This is a genomic window from Nocardioidaceae bacterium, from assembly GCA_018672315.1.
Classification (GTDB): Bacteria; Actinomycetota; Actinomycetes; order Propionibacteriales; family Nocardioidaceae; genus TYQ2.
Map to the genome: position 1 here is coordinate 3,195,673 of CP076053.1, position 21,098 is coordinate 3,216,770.

A 21,098-nucleotide genomic window follows, 5' to 3' on the forward strand; every position below is an offset into this window, starting at 1 on the left:
GTCCGGCGTGCCCGCCGACGACGCGCGTGGGCCCGAGACCGTGGCCGCCCGCCAGGGGCGGGTGCGCGACCTCCTCGCGGCCGTGGTGGAGGAGCTGGGCGGCACCGAGCGTTCCGGGCAGGTGCGCATGGCCGAAGAGGTCTCGCGATCCCTGTCGGTGGGCGAGCACCTGCTGGTGCAGGCGGGCACGGGCACGGGCAAGTCGCTGGCCTACCTGGTGCCCTCTCTGCTGCACGGACGCCGGGTCGTCGTCGCGACGGCGACCCTGGCGCTGCAGCACCAGCTCGTGGAGCGCGACCTGCCCGCGCTGGTCGAGGCGGCCGGCGACCGGTTGCCGAAGGGGGCCTCGTACGCGGTCCTGAAGGGCCGCTCCAACTATGCCTGCCTGCACCGGGTGCGCGAGGGTGTGCCCGACGACCAGGGCACGCTCGTCGACGTCCCGGCCGACGGCTCGCTGGGCTCGGAGGTGCTCGCGCTGCGGGAGTGGGTCGAGGAGCAGGCGCGTACGCAGGGCACCGGTGAGCGGGACATCGCCCCCCGGCACACCGAGCGCGTCTGGTCACAGGTCTCGGTCTCGGCCCGTGAGTGTCTCGGTGCGACGCGCTGTGCCTTCGCCGAGGAATGCTTCGCCGAGCGCGCCAAGGAGCGTGCCGGGCAGTCCCGTGTCGTGGTGACCAACCACTCCCTGCTGGCCATCGACGCCATCGAGGGCGTCCCGATGATCCCCGAGTACGACGCCGTCGTCGTCGACGAGGCGCACGAGCTGGTCGCCCGCGTCACGCAGGCATCCACCGACGACCTGAGCCCGACCGAGGTCGACCGGGTGGCACGACGTTCCCGCAAGCACGTCGAGGCCCGGGAGGGCGCCCTCGACAACCCCGCTGACCTGCTGGCCGACGCGGGCGAGGAGCTCGCCGCGGTGCTGGAGTCCACGGGCGCGGGCCGCATCGACCGGCCCGGGCACGATCTCCTGGACGCCTTGGCGGGCGTCCGGGACGCGGCCCGAGGTCTCGTCTCGGCGTTCCCCCGCGAGCGTGAGGGAGAGGTGGACGCGACACGCCAGCAGGCGAAGGCCTGGGCGCAGGAGCTCTTCGACCACGCCGAACGCATGGCGGCGTTCTCCGACGCGGACGTGCTGTGGGTCTCCGACCGCGACCGCTCACGGGGCGGCCCGCAGCTCCACGTCGCGCCGCTGCAGGTGTGGCGCCAGATGCGCAACCAGCTGATGCGGGAGAAGACCGTCGTGATGACCTCGGCGACCCTCATGCTCGGCGGTGACTTCGCCACGCTGGCGCGCTCGGTCGGCCTCGTGCCCGACGAGCAGGTCACCCAGCTGCCCGACGACTCCAGGACCGAGCAGCCGGAGCTGGTGGTCACGCACCGCCGCGACAGCGAGGAGATCGACCCCTCCGAGCCGGTGCCGTGGCGGGGCGTGGACGTCGGGTCACCGTTCGACTACCCCCGCCAGGGCATCCTCTACGTCGCCCGGCACCTGCCCCCGCCGGGGCGCGACGGCCTCGGTCCGGCGCAGCTCGACGAGATCGTGGACCTCGTCGACACCGCCGAGGGACGCACGTTGGGACTGTTCTCCTCCCGCCGCGCGGCCGAGGCGGCGGCCGAGGTGGTGCGCGAGCGTCTTCCCCACCTGACGACGCTGGTGCAGGGCGAGGCGCAGCTGCCGGAGCTGCGTGCCCAGTTCATGGCCGACCCCCACACCTCGCTGTTCGGCACCCTGAGCCTGTGGCAGGGATTCGACGCACCGGGGGAGACGTGCTCGCTGGTGATCATCGACCGCATCCCCTTCCCCCGACCGGACGACCCGCTGATGTCGGCCCGCGCCAAGGCCGCCGACGAGGCGGGTGGCAACGGCTTCATGAGCGTCTCCGCGACGCACGCCGCGCTGCTGCTCGCCCAGGGAGCGGGCCGCCTCGTACGCTCCACGGAGGACCGTGGGATGGTCGCGATCCTCGACCCGCGTGTGGTCACCAAGCGCTACGGCGCCTTCCTCGCCGCCTCGTTGCCGCCGCTCTGGCGCACCACGGACCCGGCGGTGGCCCGAGGAGCCCTGACGCGGCTGACGGGCGGCTGACAGCGGCCGACAGCGGCTGCCAAGGGAGGCCTCGGCAGCCGCCACGTCTCCGGGGAGGGGATGGTGACGCAGCGGCTGCCGCACGGTTCCGAGACCCGCGGCCGCGGGGCCTGAGGAGCCGCACCACAAGAGTGCGACGTCCGCGGCGTCCACGGACCGTGTCGGGCGGATCTTGAGGCTGCCTTTACACCGGCCCCGGGTGCGAATCGGACGATGGGGCGCACAGGCCGCGGAGCGGCGCCGCAGCTGTCTCGACCAGCCGCTCTGGACGTGCGGACCACCCGGTCTACAGCCGGGAGGTCCCGTCGTAGCCGCCGCGGGGGGCTCCCATCCCGAAGAAGTCGCCGACGGTCGGCGCGACGTCGATGGTGCGCACCAGCCGTGAGGTGGTGCGTCGACGCGGCACCGCGGGGTGCCCGCCGGAGAGGAAGAACGGGATCGGCCGCGTCGCCGGGTGGCCGTGGTTGCCGGGGATGGGGTTCGCGAACGGGTCGGGGTCGGAGAAGCGCCACCCGGCCTTGCAGTAGACGAGCACGTCACCGCCCCGCTCACCGAGGTGGAGCCGACGCTGCTCTGCCCGGATGTCGTGGGCCCGCAGCACGCCTTCCTGGGCCTCGGCCAGGGCGATGATACGGCGTACGGCCCGCGCTCTCGCGTTCTCGGGGCCGGTCCAGGTCACCAGGTCTGCGCCGCCGTTCTGCGCGACGACCGTGCGGCCGGCGAGGAACGGGTCGGCCTCGACGTCGTCGGTGAGGGTGATGACCTTGTTCGGCAGGGACCAGTCCATGGAGTGGTCGGCGAGGAAGAGGAGCAGGGAGTCGTCCCACCGACCCGAACCCTTCAGCTCCCGCTCCAGGCGGGCGACCTGCATGTCCGTGGTCAGCAGGGCCGCCTGACGCGCGAGCCTCAGGGACGTGCCCGTGAAGTCGGTGTGGCCGAGCCGGTCGATGTTGCCGAGGTTCACGAAGACGAGGTGCGGGTCGAACTCCTCGATCATCGCGAGCGTCGCGTCCATGGTGAAGTTGTCGGGCGCGTGACCCGAGACCGGGATGATCGGCGCCGGCTCCCACCGGTGGGTCGCCCGGGTGCCGAAGATGCCGTAGAGGTAGTCCTTGGACAGCACGGTGCCGGTGGTGTAGCCACGGCGGTTCATCCGCTGCAGCAGAGTCGGGAAGCGCAGGTCGCTCGGCCTGTCGAGCTCGCGTACGACGCCCTCGTCACGGTCGTAGATGGCGTTGGCCGGTACGCCGTTCCGGTCCGGGCGTACGCCCGTCATCATCATGACGTGGTTGGGGATGGTCTCCATGACCGGCATCGACCGCGCCCTGGGGAAGCGGTGGCCGTTGCGCTGGAGGCGGGCCGTGGTCGGCATGAGCGTCGAGGTGATCTCGTCGGGCCGGCACCCGTCGAGCACGATGACGTACGCGCGTCGTCTCGACCTCAGCCGTCCGGCGCGCGCACGCCCGGCGGCGTCGGCGGGGGAGGTGATGCTGCTGAAGAGCAACCCCGCACCTCCGGCCCCTGCGGCGGTGAGGAGGGTGCGTCGGCCCGGACCCACCGCCCGTGACTCGCCGGGACCGAGGTCTGCGGCATCAGCGCCGTGATCGGTGAAGCACGTCCGACCGGACCGGTCGTGGTGTGTGCACATCAGCGCTCCCGCAAGGGTTGAGCGGCCGGTCGGACCGTGGCGGTGTCGGTGGGAATCTCGCAGGAGGTGAGGAGCCGCGAGGTGGCGCGGCGATCGGCACGGTCGCTGATGACGAAGTAGTCCATCTGGGCGTGGCCGGGGGTGACCTCGAAGACCGAGTAGCCGTGCAGGTCGAAGTCGAGGTACTTCACGTGACGGTTGGACACCTTGAACGCCGTCTCGACCAGGCGGCTGCTGGTGCCTGCAGGCGTACCGGTGATGTCGTCGAGGTTGTTGCTCGTCACCGACGTGCACACCAGCTCGTTCGCCACGGAACGGCCGAGCTCGAGCGGGTAGGTGCCGGCGTCCAAGGGCACGTCGTTGGCCCACGAGGAGTGGATGTCGCCGCAGAGGAAGACGGTGTTCTTCACGCCCTCGTCCACGATGTGCTCGAGCACCTCGCGCCGGTCGGCGGTGTACCCGTCCCACTGGTCGACGTTGTAGGGCACCCCGTTGTCCGGGAGGATCCCGGTGACGTCGTTGACCTGGGCGGTGAGCTCGGCCGGGAGGGGCGGGAAGACGACCGGGGTGATCATCACGGGGTTGCCGACGAGCTTCCACTGCGCGCGCCGTTCGTCGAGCGAGGCCTTCAGGAAGTCCATCTGCTGCTGCCCGGTGATGGTGCGTGCGGGGTCGCTCACCTCGGTCTGGGACTGCAGCGACCGGTAGGAACGCAGGTCCAGCATCGTCAGCTCGGCCAGCCGGCCGAAGGTGAGGCGACGGAACAGCCGGCGACCGTCCTTCAGGTCGGCCGAGCCCGTACGCCCCATGCGCACCGGCATCCATTCGTCGTACGCGCGGTGCGCCCGGCGCTTGCGCCGCTTGAAGGCGCCCTCACCGGCCTGGTGGTTCTCGGCCCCGTGGCGCCAGGCGTCGTTGGTCGTCTCGTGGTCGTCCCAGGTGACCACGAACGGGTAGCGAGCGTGGAGACGCTGGAGGTCACGGTCGGTCTTGTACTGCGCGTGTCGCTGCCGGTAGTCGGCCAGGCTGACCATCTCCCGAGCCGGGACGTGGGAGCGGATGTCGGTCTGGTCGTTGCCGTAGCCGTACTCGCCCGGGGCGTACTCGTAGAGGTAGTCGCCGAGATGGAGCACGAGGTCGAGGTCGTCCCGGTCGGCGAGGTGGCGGTAGGGACTGAACCAGCCCGCCTGCAGGTTCGCGCAGGACACCACGCCCCAGCGCAGGCGACGCACGCGTGCGTCGGGTGCGGGTGCCGTACGCGTGCGACCGGTCGCCGAGCGCACGCCGCGGCACGTGAAGCGGTAGAAGTAGTCGGTCGCCGGCTCGAGGCGGCCGGCCTCGATCTTGACGGTGTGGTCGCGGGAGGGCCCGGTCGTGATCGACCCTCGGCGCACGACGCTGCGGAATCGACGGTCGGTGGCGACCTCCCAGCGCACCTGCACCCGCGGCCCCTTGCGGGACCCGGGTCGGCTCGCCGGTGTCGGAGTGACACGGGTCCACAGGATCACGCTGCGGGGGTGCGGGTCGCCCGAGGCGACACCGTGGGCGAAGACCTGGCGGCGGCGCCCCGCCGCCTCGGCCGGGACGGTGGCGCCGAGGCCCACGCCGATGGCCGTGGTGCCTGCTGCGGTGCCGGCGAGGACGGTGCGGCGCGAGGGCCGGGCCGATGTCTCGGCGGTGGGGGCGGGCTCGGTGGTCACCGGTCCTCCTGGTCGATGTGACGGTGGAGGCAAGTGTGCGGCCCGCCGCGGGCGGACGCGACCGATTCAGGGCATGTCGTCCGGGTGCGCCCCAACCTTCAGGGGCCGTTCACGCGCTGGCCACCTCAGACCCTGCGAAGGACCGCGCTGACCTTGCCGAGGATGGTGGCGTGTGTGCCGTCGATGGGGTCGTACGCCTCGTTGTGCGGCAGCAGCCACACGCCTCCGTCGCGCCGCATGAAGGTCTTTACCGTGGCCTCGCCGTCGATCATCGCCGCGACCATGTCGCCGTTGTCGGCGGTCGGCTGCTGACGGATCACGACGTAGTCGCCGTGGCAGATCGCGGCGTCGATCATGGAGTCGCCGGACACCTCGAGCAGGAAGAGCGTGCCGTCGCCGACCAGGGACTTGGGGAGGGGGAACACGTCCTCGACCCGCTCCTCGGCCAGGATCGGCCCGCCGGCAGCGATGCGGCCGAGGACGGGCACGTACGTCGCGGGAGGCACCGAGTCGCCCACCCCGGTCTCGTCGATGCTCGTCTCCTCCGCGGAACCGAGCGTGCGGGACGCGGCCAGCGAGTCGGGGGAGAGGACCTCGATCGCGCGAGGACGGTTGGGGTCGCGCTTGAGGAAGCCCTTCTCCTCGAGCGTGCGCAGCTGGTGCGCCACCGAGGAGGAGCTCGTGAGGCCGACCTGTTCGCCGATCTCGCGCATGCTCGGCGGGTAGCCGCGCCGCTCGATGGCCTCCTTGATGACCGTCAGCACGCGCTGCTGTCGCGGCGTGAGCCCCGTGGCGTCCGCCGGACCGTCGGGCAGCTCGCGGACGGTCGGCGCGGTCGCGCCCTTCTCGTGGCGGGTGCTGCCGCGTGACTCGGCCATGGCGGTGTCCTCTCTGCCGGCCGTCTGGCGACCCGGGGAAGTGGGTCTGGGACCTCGACGGTGTGGCAGCACGCTAGACCCGGCGGGGTGCCGGGTTCAAACACCTGTTCGAAGCGTGTCGCGGCGCCGAGCACTCGGTAACGGAACGAACACATGTTCGATCCGGCTTGACCGGGGTAGAAGCCTGTCGTTAGGTTCGAACACGTGTTCGACGATCGACAGCTGGTGCAGCGGCTGCGTACGTCGGCGACGCAGAACTGTCAGTGGTCACTTCTACACCTGGATGCATGACCGAGACAGCCCGCAACGCCGACCGAGCGCTCCTGGTGAGCCCCGTCCTTCCCCACGTCGAGAGGTACCCCATGTCTCCCCTGTCCCACAGCATCCGTCCGCAGCTCACGTCGTCCTCCGTCAGCCTCACCCGGCGCGGACGACTGGCCGTCACCCTCACGCTCCTGTCGCTGCTGGTCCTGGCACTGGTGCTGACCGCGGGCAGGTCCGAAGCGACCGACGAGGGCGGTTCGGTTCTTCCCACACGCACGGTGACCGTCTCCTCGGGAGACACTTTGTGGGACATCGCTGCAGAGGTCGCGGAGCCGGGTGACACCCAGGCGACCGTGATCGAGATCCAGCGGCTCAACTCGCTGGCGTCGGTCTCGCTCGCCGTGGGTCAGCGTCTCGAGGTCCCGCTGGGCTGAGCCTCGGCCTCAGCGCTCGGCGAGTTCGGTGATGCCGCGGTCGAGCATGAGCTGACCTGCGGTGTACGTCGCCATGACGAGTGTCTCGAGGCGCCGAGACGCCTCCGGCACCGTGAAGGTCGTCACGCCGATGAGTAAGTCCGAAGCCATGAACAGCACGGCGCCGGCCCGCAACGCCCGCCCTCTGGCGCGGTCCGTGGGCACGGCGGCCGCCGTGGCTCCCATCGCACCGATGACGAGGCTGTACGCGGCCACCGCATTTGCCAGGTCAGGCCGGGTGCGCGTCGCGTCGCGACGCAGCATCACCGCGCCGAGTGCCGAGACGGCGGTGACCGCGGCAGCGCGTCGTCGGCCCGATCGGCTGAGGCGAGCGTGCGGCAGGAGTGCTGCGGTGTACGCGAGGTGCGCGACGGCGAACGAGGCGATCCCGGCACGGAAAGCCCGGTCGTCGCTGTCGCGCATCAGCAGCACGTCGCCTGCCCAGGTCGCCGTCTGAGCGAGGGTGAGCGCGTGGGGGCGGCGGCTCGTATCCGTGACGGTGTCGATCATCAGCAGGGGCATGAGCAGCGGCTTGGTCGCCCAGCGTCGAGGTTGCCATGTGCCGCGGTCGGCGCCGGCGATGGCGGCGTCGACGGTCGAAGCGACGATGTATGCGGCGACGCGCCTACGGGACGGCTTCACGTCGCGAGGCTAGTCACGTGCGTCGGCCTGGGCGGGCATTCAGCGAACGACCTCTGGCTGATCGCAGCTGACCTCAGTCGGTGCCCGCCAGTCGCGGCGTCGAGGAGCGCACCAAGAGATCGGTGGCGGGGGAGACGACGGTGATGGTCTCGTCGATGTCGGTCGCCGGGCCGCCCGCCACGGAGAACGACGCTGCCCAGACGGTGGTCACCTGGGGGTTCACTCGGCCGGTCGCACCGTAGGTGTGCGTGTGCATCAGGAGTCCTGAGGAGTCCTCCGTCGTGGAGCTGGTGCCGGAGGTGCCGTCTCCGTGGTCCACCGCGTAGCTGACGGGAACGGCGCTCAGCGCGACCGGACGGCCCAGGAGCGTCGTGTCCGCGGTGAACGTCTCGTCGGTGGTGAGGAACCGAGTGTCGAGGTTGATGAGCGTGCTGCCGGGTGGCTCGGTGGTCAGCTCAGGGTCGGGCAGGCCGATCCGCCGGATCTCGTTGAGCACCATCGCCGGCGTGATGACCGCTGCGGGAGCTGAGGGGGCGGCCGGGTCAGCGTCCGCGTCAAAGCACGAACGAGTGTCAAGATCGGCCCAAGATCCGTCTGGCAGTTGGCCCCATAGGCGCCACAAGACCTCATCTGGATCGCCGCAGGAACTATTGATGCCGCAATCCGGGCTTCGTACGGGGCCTGGGTACGTCAGTGTGCAGGCGTAAGTCCAGGCATAGGCCGACGGTGCATCGTTTTCCTCCGCTATCGAGACCACTTCGTCCTCGCGGGAAGCGGGTGCAGTACTGCTGCTTTGAGTATCTCTACCGCTAAGTTCCCATGCCCCATTGTCGGCGACGCCATCAATGCCGCCTGCGCTGAGCGTCGCAGGCGTCAGTGCGACAGCCAGAGTGAAGGTCGAAAGCATGTGTTCACTCGTCAACGAAGATGAGGTTCTGGGCAATCCAAGTGTCCCCGCGTCGCTGCGCGCGCAGAACGACTCCAAACTCGTTGCTCCGAGCGCGAATGACTTGTGAACCAGTTGTGTTCTGATACCTCTGGGGCTCGGACTCGATTCGCATGGACACCTCGACGAATCCTTCAGAACGAATAGCGCCCGCGCGCAGTACCTTCCAAGTCCCACCCTCCGAGAACCCTTCTTGCTCGCGGATTGAGTCCATGGAGTCGGCGATGCCCAAGCAGGCGCCGCAGGTCTCTGCCGAAATACGTCTGAGGGCGCTGCCGTCGAGGCGTTCGCCACTGGCGTTCAAGGTGGCCACCCAGTAGCGGGCAAACGCCTCGGCGGCCTGCTTGCCCGACCCCTGAGCAGCTGCAGGCAGGGTAGGTGTCGCCGGTGTCGGGGAAGGCGTGGGGCTGGGCGTGGCCGTGGCGGTGCTGGACGGCGAGGGCGCTGCCGTGGTCGTCGTGCCAGTGGGGCTGTTCGTCTCCCCGCTGCAGCCGGCGAAGACCACGGCGGCGACTGTCGTCGCGGCGACGGTCGCGGCGGTGCGGAGGCCAGAGGCGGCATCGAAGGTCAGGTTCACGGTGGACCTCGGGTCGTCACGGGTGTCTGCGTCACCGGCACGCTAGTGCCGGCGGTGAGTCGGGCGGCCGCGTCATCCACAGGCAGCGCCCGCCCTATCACACCGAAACGGACATTCCGGGTCAAGTGAGGGCAGGTCCCAGTGCCCGCCGCAGCGCGTCAGGCTCGTCACACCAGGCGGTCTCGGTTGGCCTCGACGCCGTCGGCTCTCCATACTCGCGTGCATGTCTCGTATCCGTTCCGTGACCTGCGCTGTCGCACTCGCCACCGGCATGGTGATGGCGCCTGCCTTCGCCGACACCGTCCGTGGCACCGCCGGCGACGATCGCCTCACCGGCACCGGCTTCCCCGACAGCATGGGCGGCCGTGCCGGTGGCGACAGGATCGCCGGGCGCAACGCCGACGACAGCATCCACGGCGGCCCGGGCAACGACACCGTCCTGGGCCAGAACGGTCGCGACAAGCTCTACGGCGACCGTGGCGACGACGTCGTCCGCGGTGGCGACGGACTGGACTTCATCTGGGGCAACGGCGGCTACGACTACCTCTACGGCCAGGGGAGCCCCGACGCCATCTCCGGCGGCGGTGGGATGGACATCATCTACGGAGGCCGCGGCAACGACGTGATCTACGGCGGCGGCGGCGGCGACGTCATCAACCCCGGCCCCGGACGCGACCGGGTCGAAGGCAACGGCGGCCACGACATCATCGAGCTGCGCCGCGACGGCAAGCGGGACGAGATCGACTGCGGCAACGGCATCGACACGGTGGCGTACGCGGGTCGCCGCGACGCCCGCGATCGTCTGATCAGCTGCGAGAACGTGGTCACCGGGGAGCCCTTCGGCGCCTGGTGACCTCCGGGCGAGACGCCCCCACGCTGCGTGTACGACGAGCGCCGTCCCCTGTCAGGGGGCGGCGCTCGTGGCGTTCCTGCGGCGCCCGGCCACGCTGCCCGTGCGGGCCCGTACCGACCTCTTGTGGTCTGCGACACGCCGCGCGTCGTCGTCGACCCGTGCTCTGACCTGCAACTTCGTACGCCGCGAAAATCTTTCGGTGACGACGCGCCAGACCTGTTGCACGGCTTGGTGTGCGTGCGTACGGTTCACCACAACATCTAGTAGTTACACAGGTGTGATTCTCCACAGGTTGTGGTGAGTTACGCACACGGATCCGGGACTTCTCCCCAGGCCATCCACAGTTTCCTCCACAGAGGGCCCTGTGTGAGGGGCTGGGTCACCAGAAGTGTCGGTGGTGACCGGTGAACTGATCAGGTGACCACAGCACCCGCAGCAGACGACGGAAGGAGGCCCGCGATGCATTGTCCGTTCTGCCAGCACGACGACACGCGGGTCGTCGACAGCCGGGCTGCTGATGACGGCGGCGCGATCCGCCGTCGCCGCAGCTGCCCGCAGTGCGAGCGTCGCTTCTCGACCGTCGAGCAGATCCAGCTGCTGGTCCGCAAGCGCAGCGGAGCGGCCGAGCCGTTCCTCCGTGACAAGGCCGTCGCAGGAGCCCGCAAAGCCTGCAAGGGGCGTCCCGTCGACGACGGCGACCTCGCTCGTCTCGGCCAGCAGGTCGAGGACACGCTGCGGGCCCGCGGAGGCGGCGAGGTCGCCGCTCACGAGGTGGGCATGGCCGTGCTCGAGCCGTTGCGCGAGCTCGACGCCGTGGCCTACCTGCGGTTCGCCAGCGTCTACAAGGCCTTCGAGTCCGCCGAGGACTTCGAGAAGGAGATCGCGTCGATGCAGCACTCGTCGCGACCCGCGTCGGTCATGCCCTCCGGGGCGGACTGACCCACAGTCGACCCGGTGCGTGGTGGGGAAGCTGCGCGCCGGGTCTCCCAGCAAGGAGCACCACCGGGAGGGCCGCACGGAAGCGGCCGGAGCACCACCACACCAGTCCGGCGCGAGGCGCCGCTGAACGAAGCACGACGAGAGGGAGACCATGACGGAGACGGTCAGCAGCCGCAGCAACCGGGGACGCGGCAAGGCCAAGGGCGTGAGCATCGAGCGAGTGTTCTCGACCGAGGGCGTGCACCCCTACGACGAGCTCACCTGGGAGCGTCGCGACGTCGTCCAGACGAACTGGAAGACCGGCGAGGCCGTCTTCGAGCAGCGCAACGTCGAGTTCCCGGACTTCTGGTCCGTCAACGCCTCGACCATCGTCACCACGAAGTACTTCCGCGGCGCCGTCGGCACCGACGCCCGCGAGTGGAGCCTCAAGCAGCTGATCGACCGCGTCGTGAAGACCTACACGGCGGCCGGTCTCGAGCACGGCTACTTCGCCGACGAGGCGACCGCCGAGGTCTTCGAGCACGAGCTCACCTGGCTCCTGGTGCACCAGTACTTCTCGTTCAACAGCCCCGTCTGGTTCAACGTCGGCACCCAGAGCCCGCAGCAGGTCTCGGCCTGCTTCATCCTCTCGGTCGACGACTCCATGGACTCGATCCTGAACTGGTACAAGGAGGAGGGCTTCATCTTCAAGGGCGGCTCCGGCGCCGGCCTCAACCTCTCGCGCATCCGTTCCTCGAAGGAGCTGCTGTCCTCCGGCGGCACCGCCTCGGGACCCGTGTCGTTCATGCGCGGCGCCGACGCCTCCGCCGGCACCATCAAGTCGGGCGGTGCCACCCGACGCGCGGCCAAGATGGTCGTCCTCGACGTCGACCACCCCGACATCGTCGAGTTCGTCGAGACCAAGGCCCGCGAGGAGGACAAGATCCGCGCCCTGCGCGACGCCGGCTTCGACATGGACCTCGGCGGCAACGACATCACCTCGGTGCAGTACCAGAACGCCAACAACTCGGTGCGGGTCTCCGACGAGTTCATGCGCGCCGTGGAGGAGGGCCGCGAGTTCGGCCTGCGAGGCCGCATGGACGGCGAGGTCATCGAGACCGTCGACGCCCGCGAGCTCATGAACAAGATCTCCGAGGCCGCCTGGGCCTGCGCGGACCCCGGCATCCAGTACGACGACACCATCAACGCCTGGCACACCAACCCCGAGACCGGCCGCATCACCGCGTCGAACCCGTGCTCGGAGTACATGTCCCTCGACAACTCCTCGTGCAACCTGGCGTCGCTGAACCTGCTGAAGTTCCTCAAGGACGACAACACCTTCGACGCCGAGCTGTTCGGCAAGGCCGTCGAGCTGATCATCACCGCGATGGACGTCTCGATCTGCTTCGCGGACTTCCCGACCGACCCGATCGGTGACACCACGCGCGACTACCGCCAGCTGGGCATCGGGTACGCCAACCTCGGCGCCCTGCTCATGGCGATGGGTCTCGGCTACGACTCCGACGGCGGCCGCGCCATGGCCGCCTCGATCACCTCGCTGATGACCGGGCGCTCCTACAAGCGCTCCGCGGAGCTCGCCGGCGTGGTCGGTCCGTACGCCGGCTACGCCCGCAACGCCGACGCCCACAAGCGCGTCATGCGCAAGCACCAGGCCGCCAACGACGACCTGCGCCCGATGCACGTCGCCGACACCGCGGTGCTCAAGGCCGCGACCAAGGCCTGGGACGAGGTCGTCAAGCTGGGCGAGAAGAACGGGTACCGCAACGCCCAGGCGTCGGTGCTCGCGCCCACCGGCACCATCGGCTTCATGATGGACTGCGACACGACCGGCATCGAGCCGGACTTCTCGCTGGTCAAGTTCAAGAAGCTCGTGGGCGGCGGGTCGATGCAGATCGTCAACCAGACGATCCCGCGGGCGCTGAAGAAGCTCGGGTACGCAGAGGAGACCGTCGAGGCCATCGTCGCCTTCATCGCCGAGAACGGTCACGTCATCGACGCGCCGGGTCTGAAGACCGAGCACTACGAGATCTTCGACTGCGCGATGGGGGCCCGCGCCCTGAAGCCGATGGGCCACGTGCGCATGATGGCGGCCTGCCAGCCGTTCCTCTCCGGAGCGATCTCCAAGACCGTCAACCTCCCCGAGGACGCCTCGGTCGAGGAGATCCAGGACGTCTACGTCCAGGGCTGGAAGCTCGGCCTGAAGGCCCTCGCCGTCTACCGCGACAACTGCAAGGTGGGCCAGCCGCTCGCCGACGCGAAGGCCAAGGCCAAGGACGTCGACACGAGCGAGCAGTCCGACGCCGACGTCAAGGTCGTCGAGAAGGTCGTCTACCGGCCGACCCGCAAGAGGCTCCCGAAGTCGCGTGCCTCGCGCACGACGAGCTTCACCGTGGGCGGTGCCGAGGGCTACATGACCTCCGGCGCCCACGAGGACGGCGAGCTGGGCGAGGTCTTCCTCAAGCTGGGCAAGCAGGGCTCGACCCTGGCCGGCGTCATGGACGCCTTCTCGATCGCAGTCTCGATCGGCCTGCAGTACGGCGTGCCGCTGGAGACCTACATCCAGAAGTTCACCAACCTGCGCTTCGAGCCGGCCGGTCTGACCGACGACCCCGACGTGCGGATGGCGCAGTCGATCATGGACTACATCTTCCGTCGCCTGGCGCTGGACTACCTGTCCTTCTCCGAGCGGTCGATGATGGGCATCTACTCCGCCGACGAGCGCCAGCGTCACCTCGAGACCGGTTCGTACGAGCCGATCGTCGAGGAGACCGGCGCCGCCGCCGAGGTCACCGAGCCCGTCGCGTCGACCGCCCCGGTGGTCACGAAGGACACCACCGGGTCCGACCAGCGCGAGGTGCCGGCCACCGCCACCAGCGAGGCCCACACCTCCGCCGAGCTGATGGAGAAGATCACCGGCCAGGCCGTGGACAGCCCGCTGTGCTTCACCTGCGGCACGAAGATGCGCCCCGCCGGCTCGTGCTTCGTCTGCGAGGGCTGCGGCTCCACCTCGGGTTGCAGCTGACCCGCTAGACCCGGGCGCCACCCTCCCAGGGGCGCCCGGTGCTCCACCCCCAAGCGTTCCCTCCCAGGACGCCGGAGCACCCCCGCCGACCCGGTCCCGTCCCCACGGGGCCGGGTCGGCCCATGTCCGCTCATGTCGGCTCATGTCCGGCGGTGCCGCCGCTGCGACGACGACGGTCCTTGACACCATCGCTGTCACGGTCCTCAATGGAGCATGCCCTTCGACACGCTGATCCGCGGCGCCCGGTGGTTCGACGGCACCGGGGGTGAGTCAGCCGTCCGCGACATCGGGCTGCGTGACGGACACGTGGCGGCGGTCGGCATCGACCTCGACGCCGACGGCTGTCCCGACGTCGTCGACGCCCACGGCTGCTGGGTCACACCGGGCATGGTCGACATCCACACCCACTACGACGTCGAGGTGCTCGAGCAGCCCGGCCTGGCCGAGTCCGTACGCCACGGTGTCACCACCGTGCTGGTGGGCTCCTGCTCGCTGTCCACGGTGCACGTCGACCCCGTGACTGCCGGTGACCTCTTCGGTCGTGTGGAGGCGATCCCGCGCCAGCACGTCATCAAGGCCCTCGAGACCCACGGCGGGTGGAGCACCGCCGCGGAGTACGCCGATGCCCTGGACACGCTGCCGCTCGGCCCGAACGTCGCGACCTTCATCGGGCACAGCGACCTGCGCGCCGCCGGCATGGGCCTGGACCGTGCGACCCGCAAGGGCGTACGCCCCACCGCTGCCGAGCAGCGCACCATGGAGCGGCGTCTCACGGCGGCCCTCGAGGCCGGTTTCGTCGGCATGTCCGCGCAGGAGCTGCTCTTCGACAAGCTCGACGGCGACGTAGCACGCTCCCGCACCCTGCCGTCGACGTACGCGTCCCGGCGCGAGCGCCGGGGGCTGAACCGCCTGCTGCGCGAGTCCGGCCGCGTCCTGCAGGGCGGGCCCGACATCGCCTCACCGGTCTCGATCGGCGCCATGACGCTCGGTGCCGTCCCGCTGCCGTGGCGCCGCTCGGGCGGCGAGCCGCTGCGCACCAGCCTGCTCTCGGCCGCCGACCTGAAGGCCAACCCGTTGCTGTGGCGTCTGATGCCCCTGCTGGCCGGCGCCGTCAACGGCGGCGGGGGCGACTTCCGGTGGCAGCACCTGCCGGTGCCCTTCGAGGTGTACGCCGACGGCATCGACCTCGTCATCTTCGAGGAGCTCAACGCCGGCGCCGCCGCCCTGCACCTGGCCGACCAGGTGGAGCGCCGCACGCTGCTGGCCGACGAGGACTACCGGGCCCGCTTCCGCAAGGAGTACGACGAGCGGTTCAGCATGCGCGTGTGGCACCGCGACCTCTTCGACGCCGAGATCGTCGACTGCCCCGACGCCGACGTGATCGGCATGACGTTCGGCGAGGTGGGTCGGCAGCGTGGGGGAGCGCACCCCGTCGACGCCTACCTCGACCTCGTCGTCGAGCACGGCACGAAGCTGCGCTGGCGTACGACCATCTCGAACCACCGCCCGAAGGTGCTGCGACGCCTCGGTGCGAGCGACGCGGTGCAGCTCGGCTTCTCCGACGCGGGCGCGCACCTGCGCAACATGGCCTTCTACAACTTCGGTCTGCGGTTCCTGCGGCACGTGCTCACCGCCGAGGCGGACGGGGTCCCGTTCCTGACCGCAGAGAGGGCGGTGCACCGGCTCACCGGTGAGCTGGCCGACTGGTACGGCCTCGAGGCCGGCCACCTGCGCGTGGGGGACCGCGCCGACCTCGTGGTCATCGACCCGCAGGCCCTCGACGACCGACTCGACGACTACGCCGAGGCGACCGTGCCGGCCTACGACGGGCTCTCGCGCATAGTGAACCGCAACGACGACGCCGTACGCCGCGTCATGGTCGCCGGACAGACCGTCGTCGAGCACGGCCGACCGACCGACGACCTCGGGTCACGACGCCACGGGCGCTTCCTGCGAGCGAGCTGAGCCGCGCCCGGGGCGCCGGGTCAGAAGCCCGGCACCCGGCAGGGCACCTCGCCCAGCGCCGCGAGACCGGCCAGGTCGCCCGCGCCGTAGTCGGTCGCGCCGGACTCGGCGTTCATCAGCTGGGTCGAGTCCCGCACGTGCGAGAGCCCGACGAGGTGTCCGATCTCGTGGTCGACGATCGCCTGCGCCTCCCGCATGCCCCCGGACGAGCGCGACAGCGTCCGGAACAGCGGACTGTCGAGCACCACCGTGCCCGACACGAGGTACTGCCGCGCACCCTGGACGCCCTCGCTGACCGCACCACCGAGACCGGCGATGCGGCCGGACAGCGCCGGGACCTCCTGGGGGCCCGCCCAGCCGACCAGCACCGGCTCCTCCAGGTCGCGGCCCGCGTCGAAGAAGTCTCGGGAGTCGCTGGAGCCGACCAGCTGCAGGTCGAGGCCGCTCGCCTCGTTCGTCTTCTGCAACGCCTCCTCGACCATCCGTACGCCGCCCGCTGGTGCCCCGTCGCTGTTGACGAGGACGCGGATCGGTTCGCACGGGCTCCAGCCCACCGGCTCGTCGGAACTGGGCTGGGTCTGGGCGAAGGAGTACCCGCGCCCCTCGCGCGGCGGCGCCGGCTCGCCGGTCAGCCAGGCCTGCACGCGCGCCACGGTCAGACCGACGTCGACGGTGTCGACGACGACGAAGCCGAACATCGTGACGGCCACGACGAACGTGATCAGGGCCGTACGACTCCGCTCGCCCCGCGTACGACGGCGGCTCGTACGACTCGAGCGACCACGGCCGGAGCGACCACGAGCAGGCCGCTCGCGCCTCGTGCGGCTCTCGCCCGGGGATCCCAGGGTCGCCGGGTGCGCCCCGAGGCCGTGACGACGGTCGACCTCGTCGAGCTCGGCCATGAGACGTTCGAGCTCGCGGGCGTTGCGTCGCCGCTCGGGCTCGGACAGCTCCCACTCGCCCACGCCACGCCCCCTCCCGGTGATCGGACCTCGTCACAGCCAGTCTCCCCACGAGGCAGAACGAGCGTGGGCGTCCGCGGATTCCTGGGCACACTGCTCTCGACATGGTCAACCTGCTCCCGCCCCTGGTGCCCCCGCCGCCGCGACGCGCCGACGTCGTGTTCTGCGGTGTCGCCGGAGTCGGCGACCACCGGCACCGCGACCACTACTTCGAGACGCCCGGGAACGCCTTCTGGGAGCTGCTGCACACCAGCGGCTTCACCGGGCGTCGACTCGCGCCGGACGAGGACGACCTGCTTCCCGGACTCGGGCTCGGGCTCACCGACATCCCGGCCGAGCGCACCGGTGCCGACGGGAGAGGACGGGCGTACGCGGTCGAGGAGCTGGAGGCGGACCTGGCTCGGTGGCAGCCCACCTGGCTGGCCCTGAGCAGCAAGACGGTCGGCGGCATCGTGGCCCGCCACCTCGGACTGCAGGCGCCGGGCCTGGGACCCACCGGGTGGGACTGGGCAGGTTGCGCGGTGTTCGTGCTGCCGGGATCCAGCGGCGCGAACCGTCGGCACACCTACGACGGACGCCCCGACCGGTTGTCGTGGTGGCAGGAGCTCCACGCCCTGAGCAGGTGAGGTGCCGGTGAGGTGCCGACCAGGTCCCGCCAGCCGGTACCGTAGGCCCGTGACCCCAGGGGACCATGCTGTGAGCGCCACCCGATGACCGACCCCGTCCAACCCGGGATCGTCTCGTGACCGAGGCGATCGCCCTCATCGCAGCCGTGCTGCTCATCGTGGCCTGCGGCATCTTCGTCGCGGCCGAGTTCGCCTTCGTCACCGTCGACCGCAACGCCGTCGACCGTGCCGTGGACGACAACGTCAAGGGCGCCGACGGTGTCCAGACCGCGCTGCGCCAGCTGTCCACCCAGCTCTCCGGCGCGCAGGTCGGCATCACGATCACGAACCTCGCCATCGGGTTCCTCGCCGAGCCCGCGCTCGCCGGCCTGCTGTCGGGGCCGCTGACCGCGCTCGGTGTGCCCGACAGCTCGGTGCGCGGCATCGCCCTGCTGGTGGGCCTGGTGCTGGCGACGTTCCTCACCATGATCTTCGGCGAGCTGGTCCCCAAGAACATCGCGATCGCCGCCCCCCTCGCGACCGCCCGCGCCACCCAGGGGCCCCAGCGCCTCTTCACGGCGGTGATGGCGCGTCCCATCCGCGTCCTCAACGGCACCGCGAACGCCCTGGTCCGTCGACTCGGGGCCGAGCCCCAGGAGGAGCTGCGCTCGGCCCGCAGCGCCGGTGAGCTCGCGTCCCTCGTGCGCAGGTCGGCGTCCGAGGGCACCCTCGACGAGGACACCGCGGGCCTCGTCCAGCGATCGGTCGCGTTCGGTGACCGGACCGCCGGCGAGATCATGACGCCCCGCGTACGCATGGCCTCGGTGACGGTCAAGGACTCCGCCGCCACCGTCATCGACCTCGCCCGCGTCACCGGCTTCTCCCGCTTCCCGGTCGTCACCGGCGACGCCGATGAGGTCGTGGGCGCGATCCACGTCAAGCACGCGGTCGCCGTCCCGCGGGACCGCCGCCGTGCCACGCGGGTACGAGAGCTGATGGTCGACATCGCCACGATCCCCGAGTCGCTGCGGCTGGACCCGCTGATGCAGCTGCTGCGCACCGAGGGCTTCCAGGTCGCCGTGGTCGTCGACGAGTACGGCGGCACCGCGGGCATCGTCACGCTCGAGGACGTGGTCGAGGAGATCGTCGGCGAGATCACCGACGAGCACGACCGCCGCGAGATCGGCGGCAGGTCCCGGCGGCGCCGGGACGGCGCGTGGTCGCTCTCGGGTCTCCTGCGCCCCGACGAGGTGGAGGCCGAGACGGGTGTGCCGCTGCCCGAGGACGAGGCGTACGACACCGTCGCCGGTCTGCTCGTGCGACACCTGGGCCGCATCCCCGAGGCCGGCGACGCCGTCGAGATCGCCCTGCCGGTGCTCGTCGACGAGGACGGCGACCCGCTGCCGGCCACGACGGCGGTGCTGACGGTGGAGCGCATGGCCGGTCTGCGGGTGGACCGCCTGACGATGACGACCTTCGAGGCGGCGGTCAGCGACGAGGACGAGCACGCGAGCGATCGGGAGCGGACCCGTGGGTGACTGGTGGGGCGTGGCGCTGGCGGTCCTGCTGCTGGCCCTGAACGCCTTCTTCGTGGGCGCGGAGTTCGCGCTGATCTCGGCACGGCGTACGCAGATCGAGCCGCGTGTGGCCGAGGGGTCGCGCGCCGCGCGTACGACCCTGAAGGCCATCGAGAACGTCTCGCTGGTGATGGCCGGCGCCCAGTTCGGCATCACCGCCTGCTCCCTGGGGCTCGGTGCGATCGGCGAACCCGCGATCGCGCACCTGCTCGAGCCGATCTTCGACGCCGTGGGCGTGCCCGAGGGCATGGTGTACCCGATCTCGTTCGTGATCGCGCTGGGCCTCGTGGTCTACCTGCACGTCGTGCTGGGCGAGATGGTGCCGAAGAACCTCGCGCTGGCCGGTCCCGAGCGCGCCGCCCTCGTGCTCGGTCCGCCGATGATGGCGATCGTCTACGTGATGAAGCCGATCGTGGTGACTCTCAACGCGGTCGCCAACATGATCCTGCGCATGGTGCGCATCGAGCCCAAGGACGAGGTCTCCTCGACCTTCACCCGCGACGAGGTCGCGGCGATGGTCGACGAGTCCCGCCAGGAGGGCGCGCTCCACGACGGCGAGTACGACCGGCTCGCCGGCGCTCTCGGGTTCACCGAGCGCGACGTACGCACCGTGCTGCTGCCCCGCGAGACCGTCGTGACGGTCGCCCGGGGCGCCTCCGTCGACGACGTCGAGGAGCTCTGCGCCGACACCGGCTTCTCGCGGTTCCCCGTCACCGGCGCGGCCTCCCCGACGGGCGGCGACACCGAGCTCGTCGGTTACCTCCACATCAAGGACGTGCTCGACGCCGAGCGCGACGGCGACCGCGGTCCCATCGAGGACAAGTGGCTGCGTCCGCTCGCCACCGTGCGTCCCGGCGACAAGCTGCACGAGGCCCTGGCCTCGCTGCGACGCCGGGGTGCCCACCTCGGCCGCGTCGTGGCCGACGACGGGACGCTGCTGGGGTTGGTGACCCTCGAGGACCTGCTCGAGGAGCTGATCGGCGAGGTGCGCGACGCGGCGCACGCCGCGGCCGACGGCGACGGCGACGGCGACGGCGACGATGCGACCCTCGCTCCGTCGGCTGCCCCGCTGCGCGACTGACCACCGGACCCCACCGGGTCAGCACCGGGTCAGCACCGGGTCAGTTCGGCCGCGTCCTCAGGCGCAGGGGACGGCGCCGAGCAGGGCGAGCCCGGTGCGGTCCCCGGGGCCGAGCTCCAGCCGGCCGAGGCTGCGGGCGTTCATCAGCTCGCCGTCGGCGGCCACGTGGTCGAGGCCGAGGGCGTGGGCCAGCTCGTGCATGATCACCGCGGTCACGCGGCGTGCGCCGTCGCCGCGCAGCAACGCCTCCCGCAGCGGACCGGTGTCCAGCGCCACCGCACCCTGCCGGAAGTAGGGCCTGGCCTCCCCGATCGCGTACGCCGTGGAGCCACCGACGCCCACGGTGCGCCTGGACAGGGTCGGTGTCTCACGCGGCCGGGACCAGAGCACCACGATCTCCGGCTCCGCCGGCGGTGCCGCGCTCTGCTGACGCTGCAGCTCGCCGACCTGGCCCAGCAGGGGGCGGGCGTCGGTCTCCTCACCGAGCTCGAGGGCGACACCGGAGGCCTGCGACAGCTGAGAGGCGGCGGACTCCACGAGCCGCTCGGACCCCCGGGGCGCACGGTCCGGGTTGATGCGGACCGTCACCGGCGTGCAGGGGTCGAAGCCGATCGGCTCGCCCTCGGCCGTCGTCTGCATGAACGCGTACGCCCCGCTCCGTGTCGGGGGCTCGACCACGGGAAGCGGCCGCTCGGGAGTCACGCCCAGCACCCGGCGTACGCCGTCGACCGGTCCCTCACCCGGCGCCAGCACGATCACGCCGAGCAGGAAGCCGAGCGTCAGCAGGACCACCGCCGAGGTGCGACCCCGCTGTGCCCGCTGCGCCTGTCGTGCCTGCGCGCGCGAGGCACCTGGGTCGGGGGACGAGCTCATGGCA

The 21,098-nt window shown here is 70.8% G+C and carries 17 protein-coding genes; 9 read left to right on the forward strand and 8 right to left on the reverse strand.

The window, feature by feature from the left end; all coding sequences use genetic code 11:
* Positions 1-127 precede the first annotated feature (127 nt).
* The gene (locus tag KLP28_15350; protein ID QWC87022.1) at positions 128-2,089 is read left to right on the forward strand and encodes an ATP-dependent DNA helicase; all 1,962 of its coding nucleotides are present in this window, start codon (positions 128-130) and stop codon (positions 2,087-2,089) included.
* 286 nt (positions 2,090-2,375) lie between these two features.
* Here the strand turns inward: KLP28_15350 and KLP28_15355 are convergent, their stop codons facing one another.
* The 3 genes from KLP28_15355 to lexA all read right to left on the reverse strand — a co-directional run bounded on the left by KLP28_15355 (position 2,376) and on the right by lexA (position 6,315).
* On the reverse strand, positions 2,376-3,737 hold the full coding sequence (locus KLP28_15355; protein ID QWC84903.1) for an alkaline phosphatase family protein: 1,362 nt from the start codon (positions 3,735-3,737) through the stop codon (positions 2,376-2,378).
* Entirely contained in the window at positions 3,737-5,341 is a 1,605-nt protein-coding gene (locus KLP28_15360; protein ID QWC87023.1) for an alkaline phosphatase D family protein, read from the reverse strand. The genes KLP28_15355 and KLP28_15360 overlap by 1 nt, the downstream gene beginning before the upstream one ends.
* Positions 5,342-5,562: 221 nt before the next feature.
* Positions 5,563-6,315 carry a transcriptional repressor LexA gene (gene lexA, locus KLP28_15365; protein QWC84904.1) on the reverse strand — a complete coding sequence of 251 codons (753 nt, stop codon included), beginning with the start codon at positions 6,313-6,315 and terminating at the stop codon, positions 5,563-5,565.
* 287 nt (positions 6,316-6,602) lie between these two features.
* Here lexA and KLP28_15370 point away from each other — a divergent pair, with 287 nt between their 5' ends.
* Positions 6,603-7,013 carry a LysM peptidoglycan-binding domain-containing protein gene (locus KLP28_15370; protein QWC84905.1) on the forward strand — a complete coding sequence of 137 codons (411 nt, stop codon included), beginning with the start codon at positions 6,603-6,605 and terminating at the stop codon, positions 7,011-7,013.
* A gap of 9 nt (positions 7,014-7,022) precedes the next feature.
* On the opposite strand, the gene KLP28_15375 is transcribed toward KLP28_15370, so the two are convergent.
* The 3 genes from KLP28_15375 to KLP28_15385 all read right to left on the reverse strand — a co-directional run bounded on the left by KLP28_15375 (position 7,023) and on the right by KLP28_15385 (position 9,217).
* The gene (locus KLP28_15375) at positions 7,023-7,694 is read right to left on the reverse strand and encodes a lysoplasmalogenase (GenBank protein QWC84906.1); all 672 of its coding nucleotides are present in this window, start codon (positions 7,692-7,694) and stop codon (positions 7,023-7,025) included.
* A gap of 73 nt (positions 7,695-7,767) precedes the next feature.
* Positions 7,768-8,193 (reverse strand): hypothetical protein, encoded by a 426-nt coding sequence (locus KLP28_15380; GenBank protein QWC84907.1) that lies wholly within the window; start codon positions 8,191-8,193, stop codon positions 7,768-7,770.
* 412 nt (positions 8,194-8,605) lie between these two features.
* A complete protein-coding gene (locus KLP28_15385; GenBank protein QWC84908.1) occupies positions 8,606-9,217 on the reverse strand; it encodes a hypothetical protein in 612 nt (203 codons plus the stop codon).
* Positions 9,218-9,440: 223 nt separating this feature from the next.
* Here KLP28_15385 and KLP28_15390 point away from each other — a divergent pair, with 223 nt between their 5' ends.
* From KLP28_15390 to KLP28_15405, 4 genes are all read left to right on the forward strand, one after another.
* Positions 9,441-10,070 (forward strand): hypothetical protein, encoded by a 630-nt coding sequence (locus KLP28_15390; protein ID QWC84909.1) that lies wholly within the window; start codon positions 9,441-9,443, stop codon positions 10,068-10,070.
* 459 nt (positions 10,071-10,529) lie between these two features.
* Positions 10,530-11,009, forward strand: a complete 480-nt coding sequence (nrdR, locus tag KLP28_15395) for a transcriptional regulator NrdR (protein ID QWC84910.1) — start codon at positions 10,530-10,532, stop codon at positions 11,007-11,009.
* Between the two features lie 151 nt (positions 11,010-11,160).
* Complete coding sequence (locus KLP28_15400; GenBank protein ID QWC84911.1) at positions 11,161-14,031, forward strand: vitamin B12-dependent ribonucleotide reductase; 2,871 nt, start codon at positions 11,161-11,163, stop codon at positions 14,029-14,031.
* A 213-nt stretch (positions 14,032-14,244) separates the two neighbouring features.
* Positions 14,245-15,996, forward strand: a complete 1,752-nt coding sequence (locus KLP28_15405) for an amidohydrolase family protein (GenBank protein ID QWC84912.1) — start codon at positions 14,245-14,247, stop codon at positions 15,994-15,996.
* A 20-nt stretch (positions 15,997-16,016) separates the two neighbouring features.
* On the opposite strand, the gene KLP28_15410 is transcribed toward KLP28_15405, so the two are convergent.
* Positions 16,017-16,961 carry a hypothetical protein gene (locus KLP28_15410; protein QWC84913.1) on the reverse strand — a complete coding sequence of 315 codons (945 nt, stop codon included), beginning with the start codon at positions 16,959-16,961 and terminating at the stop codon, positions 16,017-16,019.
* A 101-nt stretch (positions 16,962-17,062) separates the two neighbouring features.
* On the opposite strand from KLP28_15410, the gene KLP28_15415 reads away from it, so the two are divergent.
* The 3 genes from KLP28_15415 to KLP28_15425 all read left to right on the forward strand — a co-directional run bounded on the left by KLP28_15415 (position 17,063) and on the right by KLP28_15425 (position 20,221).
* Positions 17,063-17,584, forward strand: a complete 522-nt coding sequence (locus KLP28_15415) for a hypothetical protein (GenBank protein QWC84914.1) — start codon at positions 17,063-17,065, stop codon at positions 17,582-17,584.
* A 116-nt stretch (positions 17,585-17,700) separates the two neighbouring features.
* Entirely contained in the window at positions 17,701-19,101 is a 1,401-nt protein-coding gene (locus KLP28_15420; protein QWC84915.1) for a hemolysin family protein, read from the forward strand.
* The gene (locus tag KLP28_15425) at positions 19,094-20,221 is read left to right on the forward strand and encodes a hemolysin family protein (protein QWC84916.1); all 1,128 of its coding nucleotides are present in this window, start codon (positions 19,094-19,096) and stop codon (positions 20,219-20,221) included. The genes KLP28_15420 and KLP28_15425 overlap by 8 nt, the downstream gene beginning before the upstream one ends.
* Positions 20,222-20,278: 57 nt before the next feature.
* On the opposite strand, the gene KLP28_15430 is transcribed toward KLP28_15425, so the two are convergent.
* On the reverse strand, positions 20,279-21,094 hold the full coding sequence (locus KLP28_15430; GenBank protein QWC84917.1) for a hypothetical protein: 816 nt from the start codon (positions 21,092-21,094) through the stop codon (positions 20,279-20,281).
* Between the last annotated feature and the right edge of the window lie 4 nt (positions 21,095-21,098).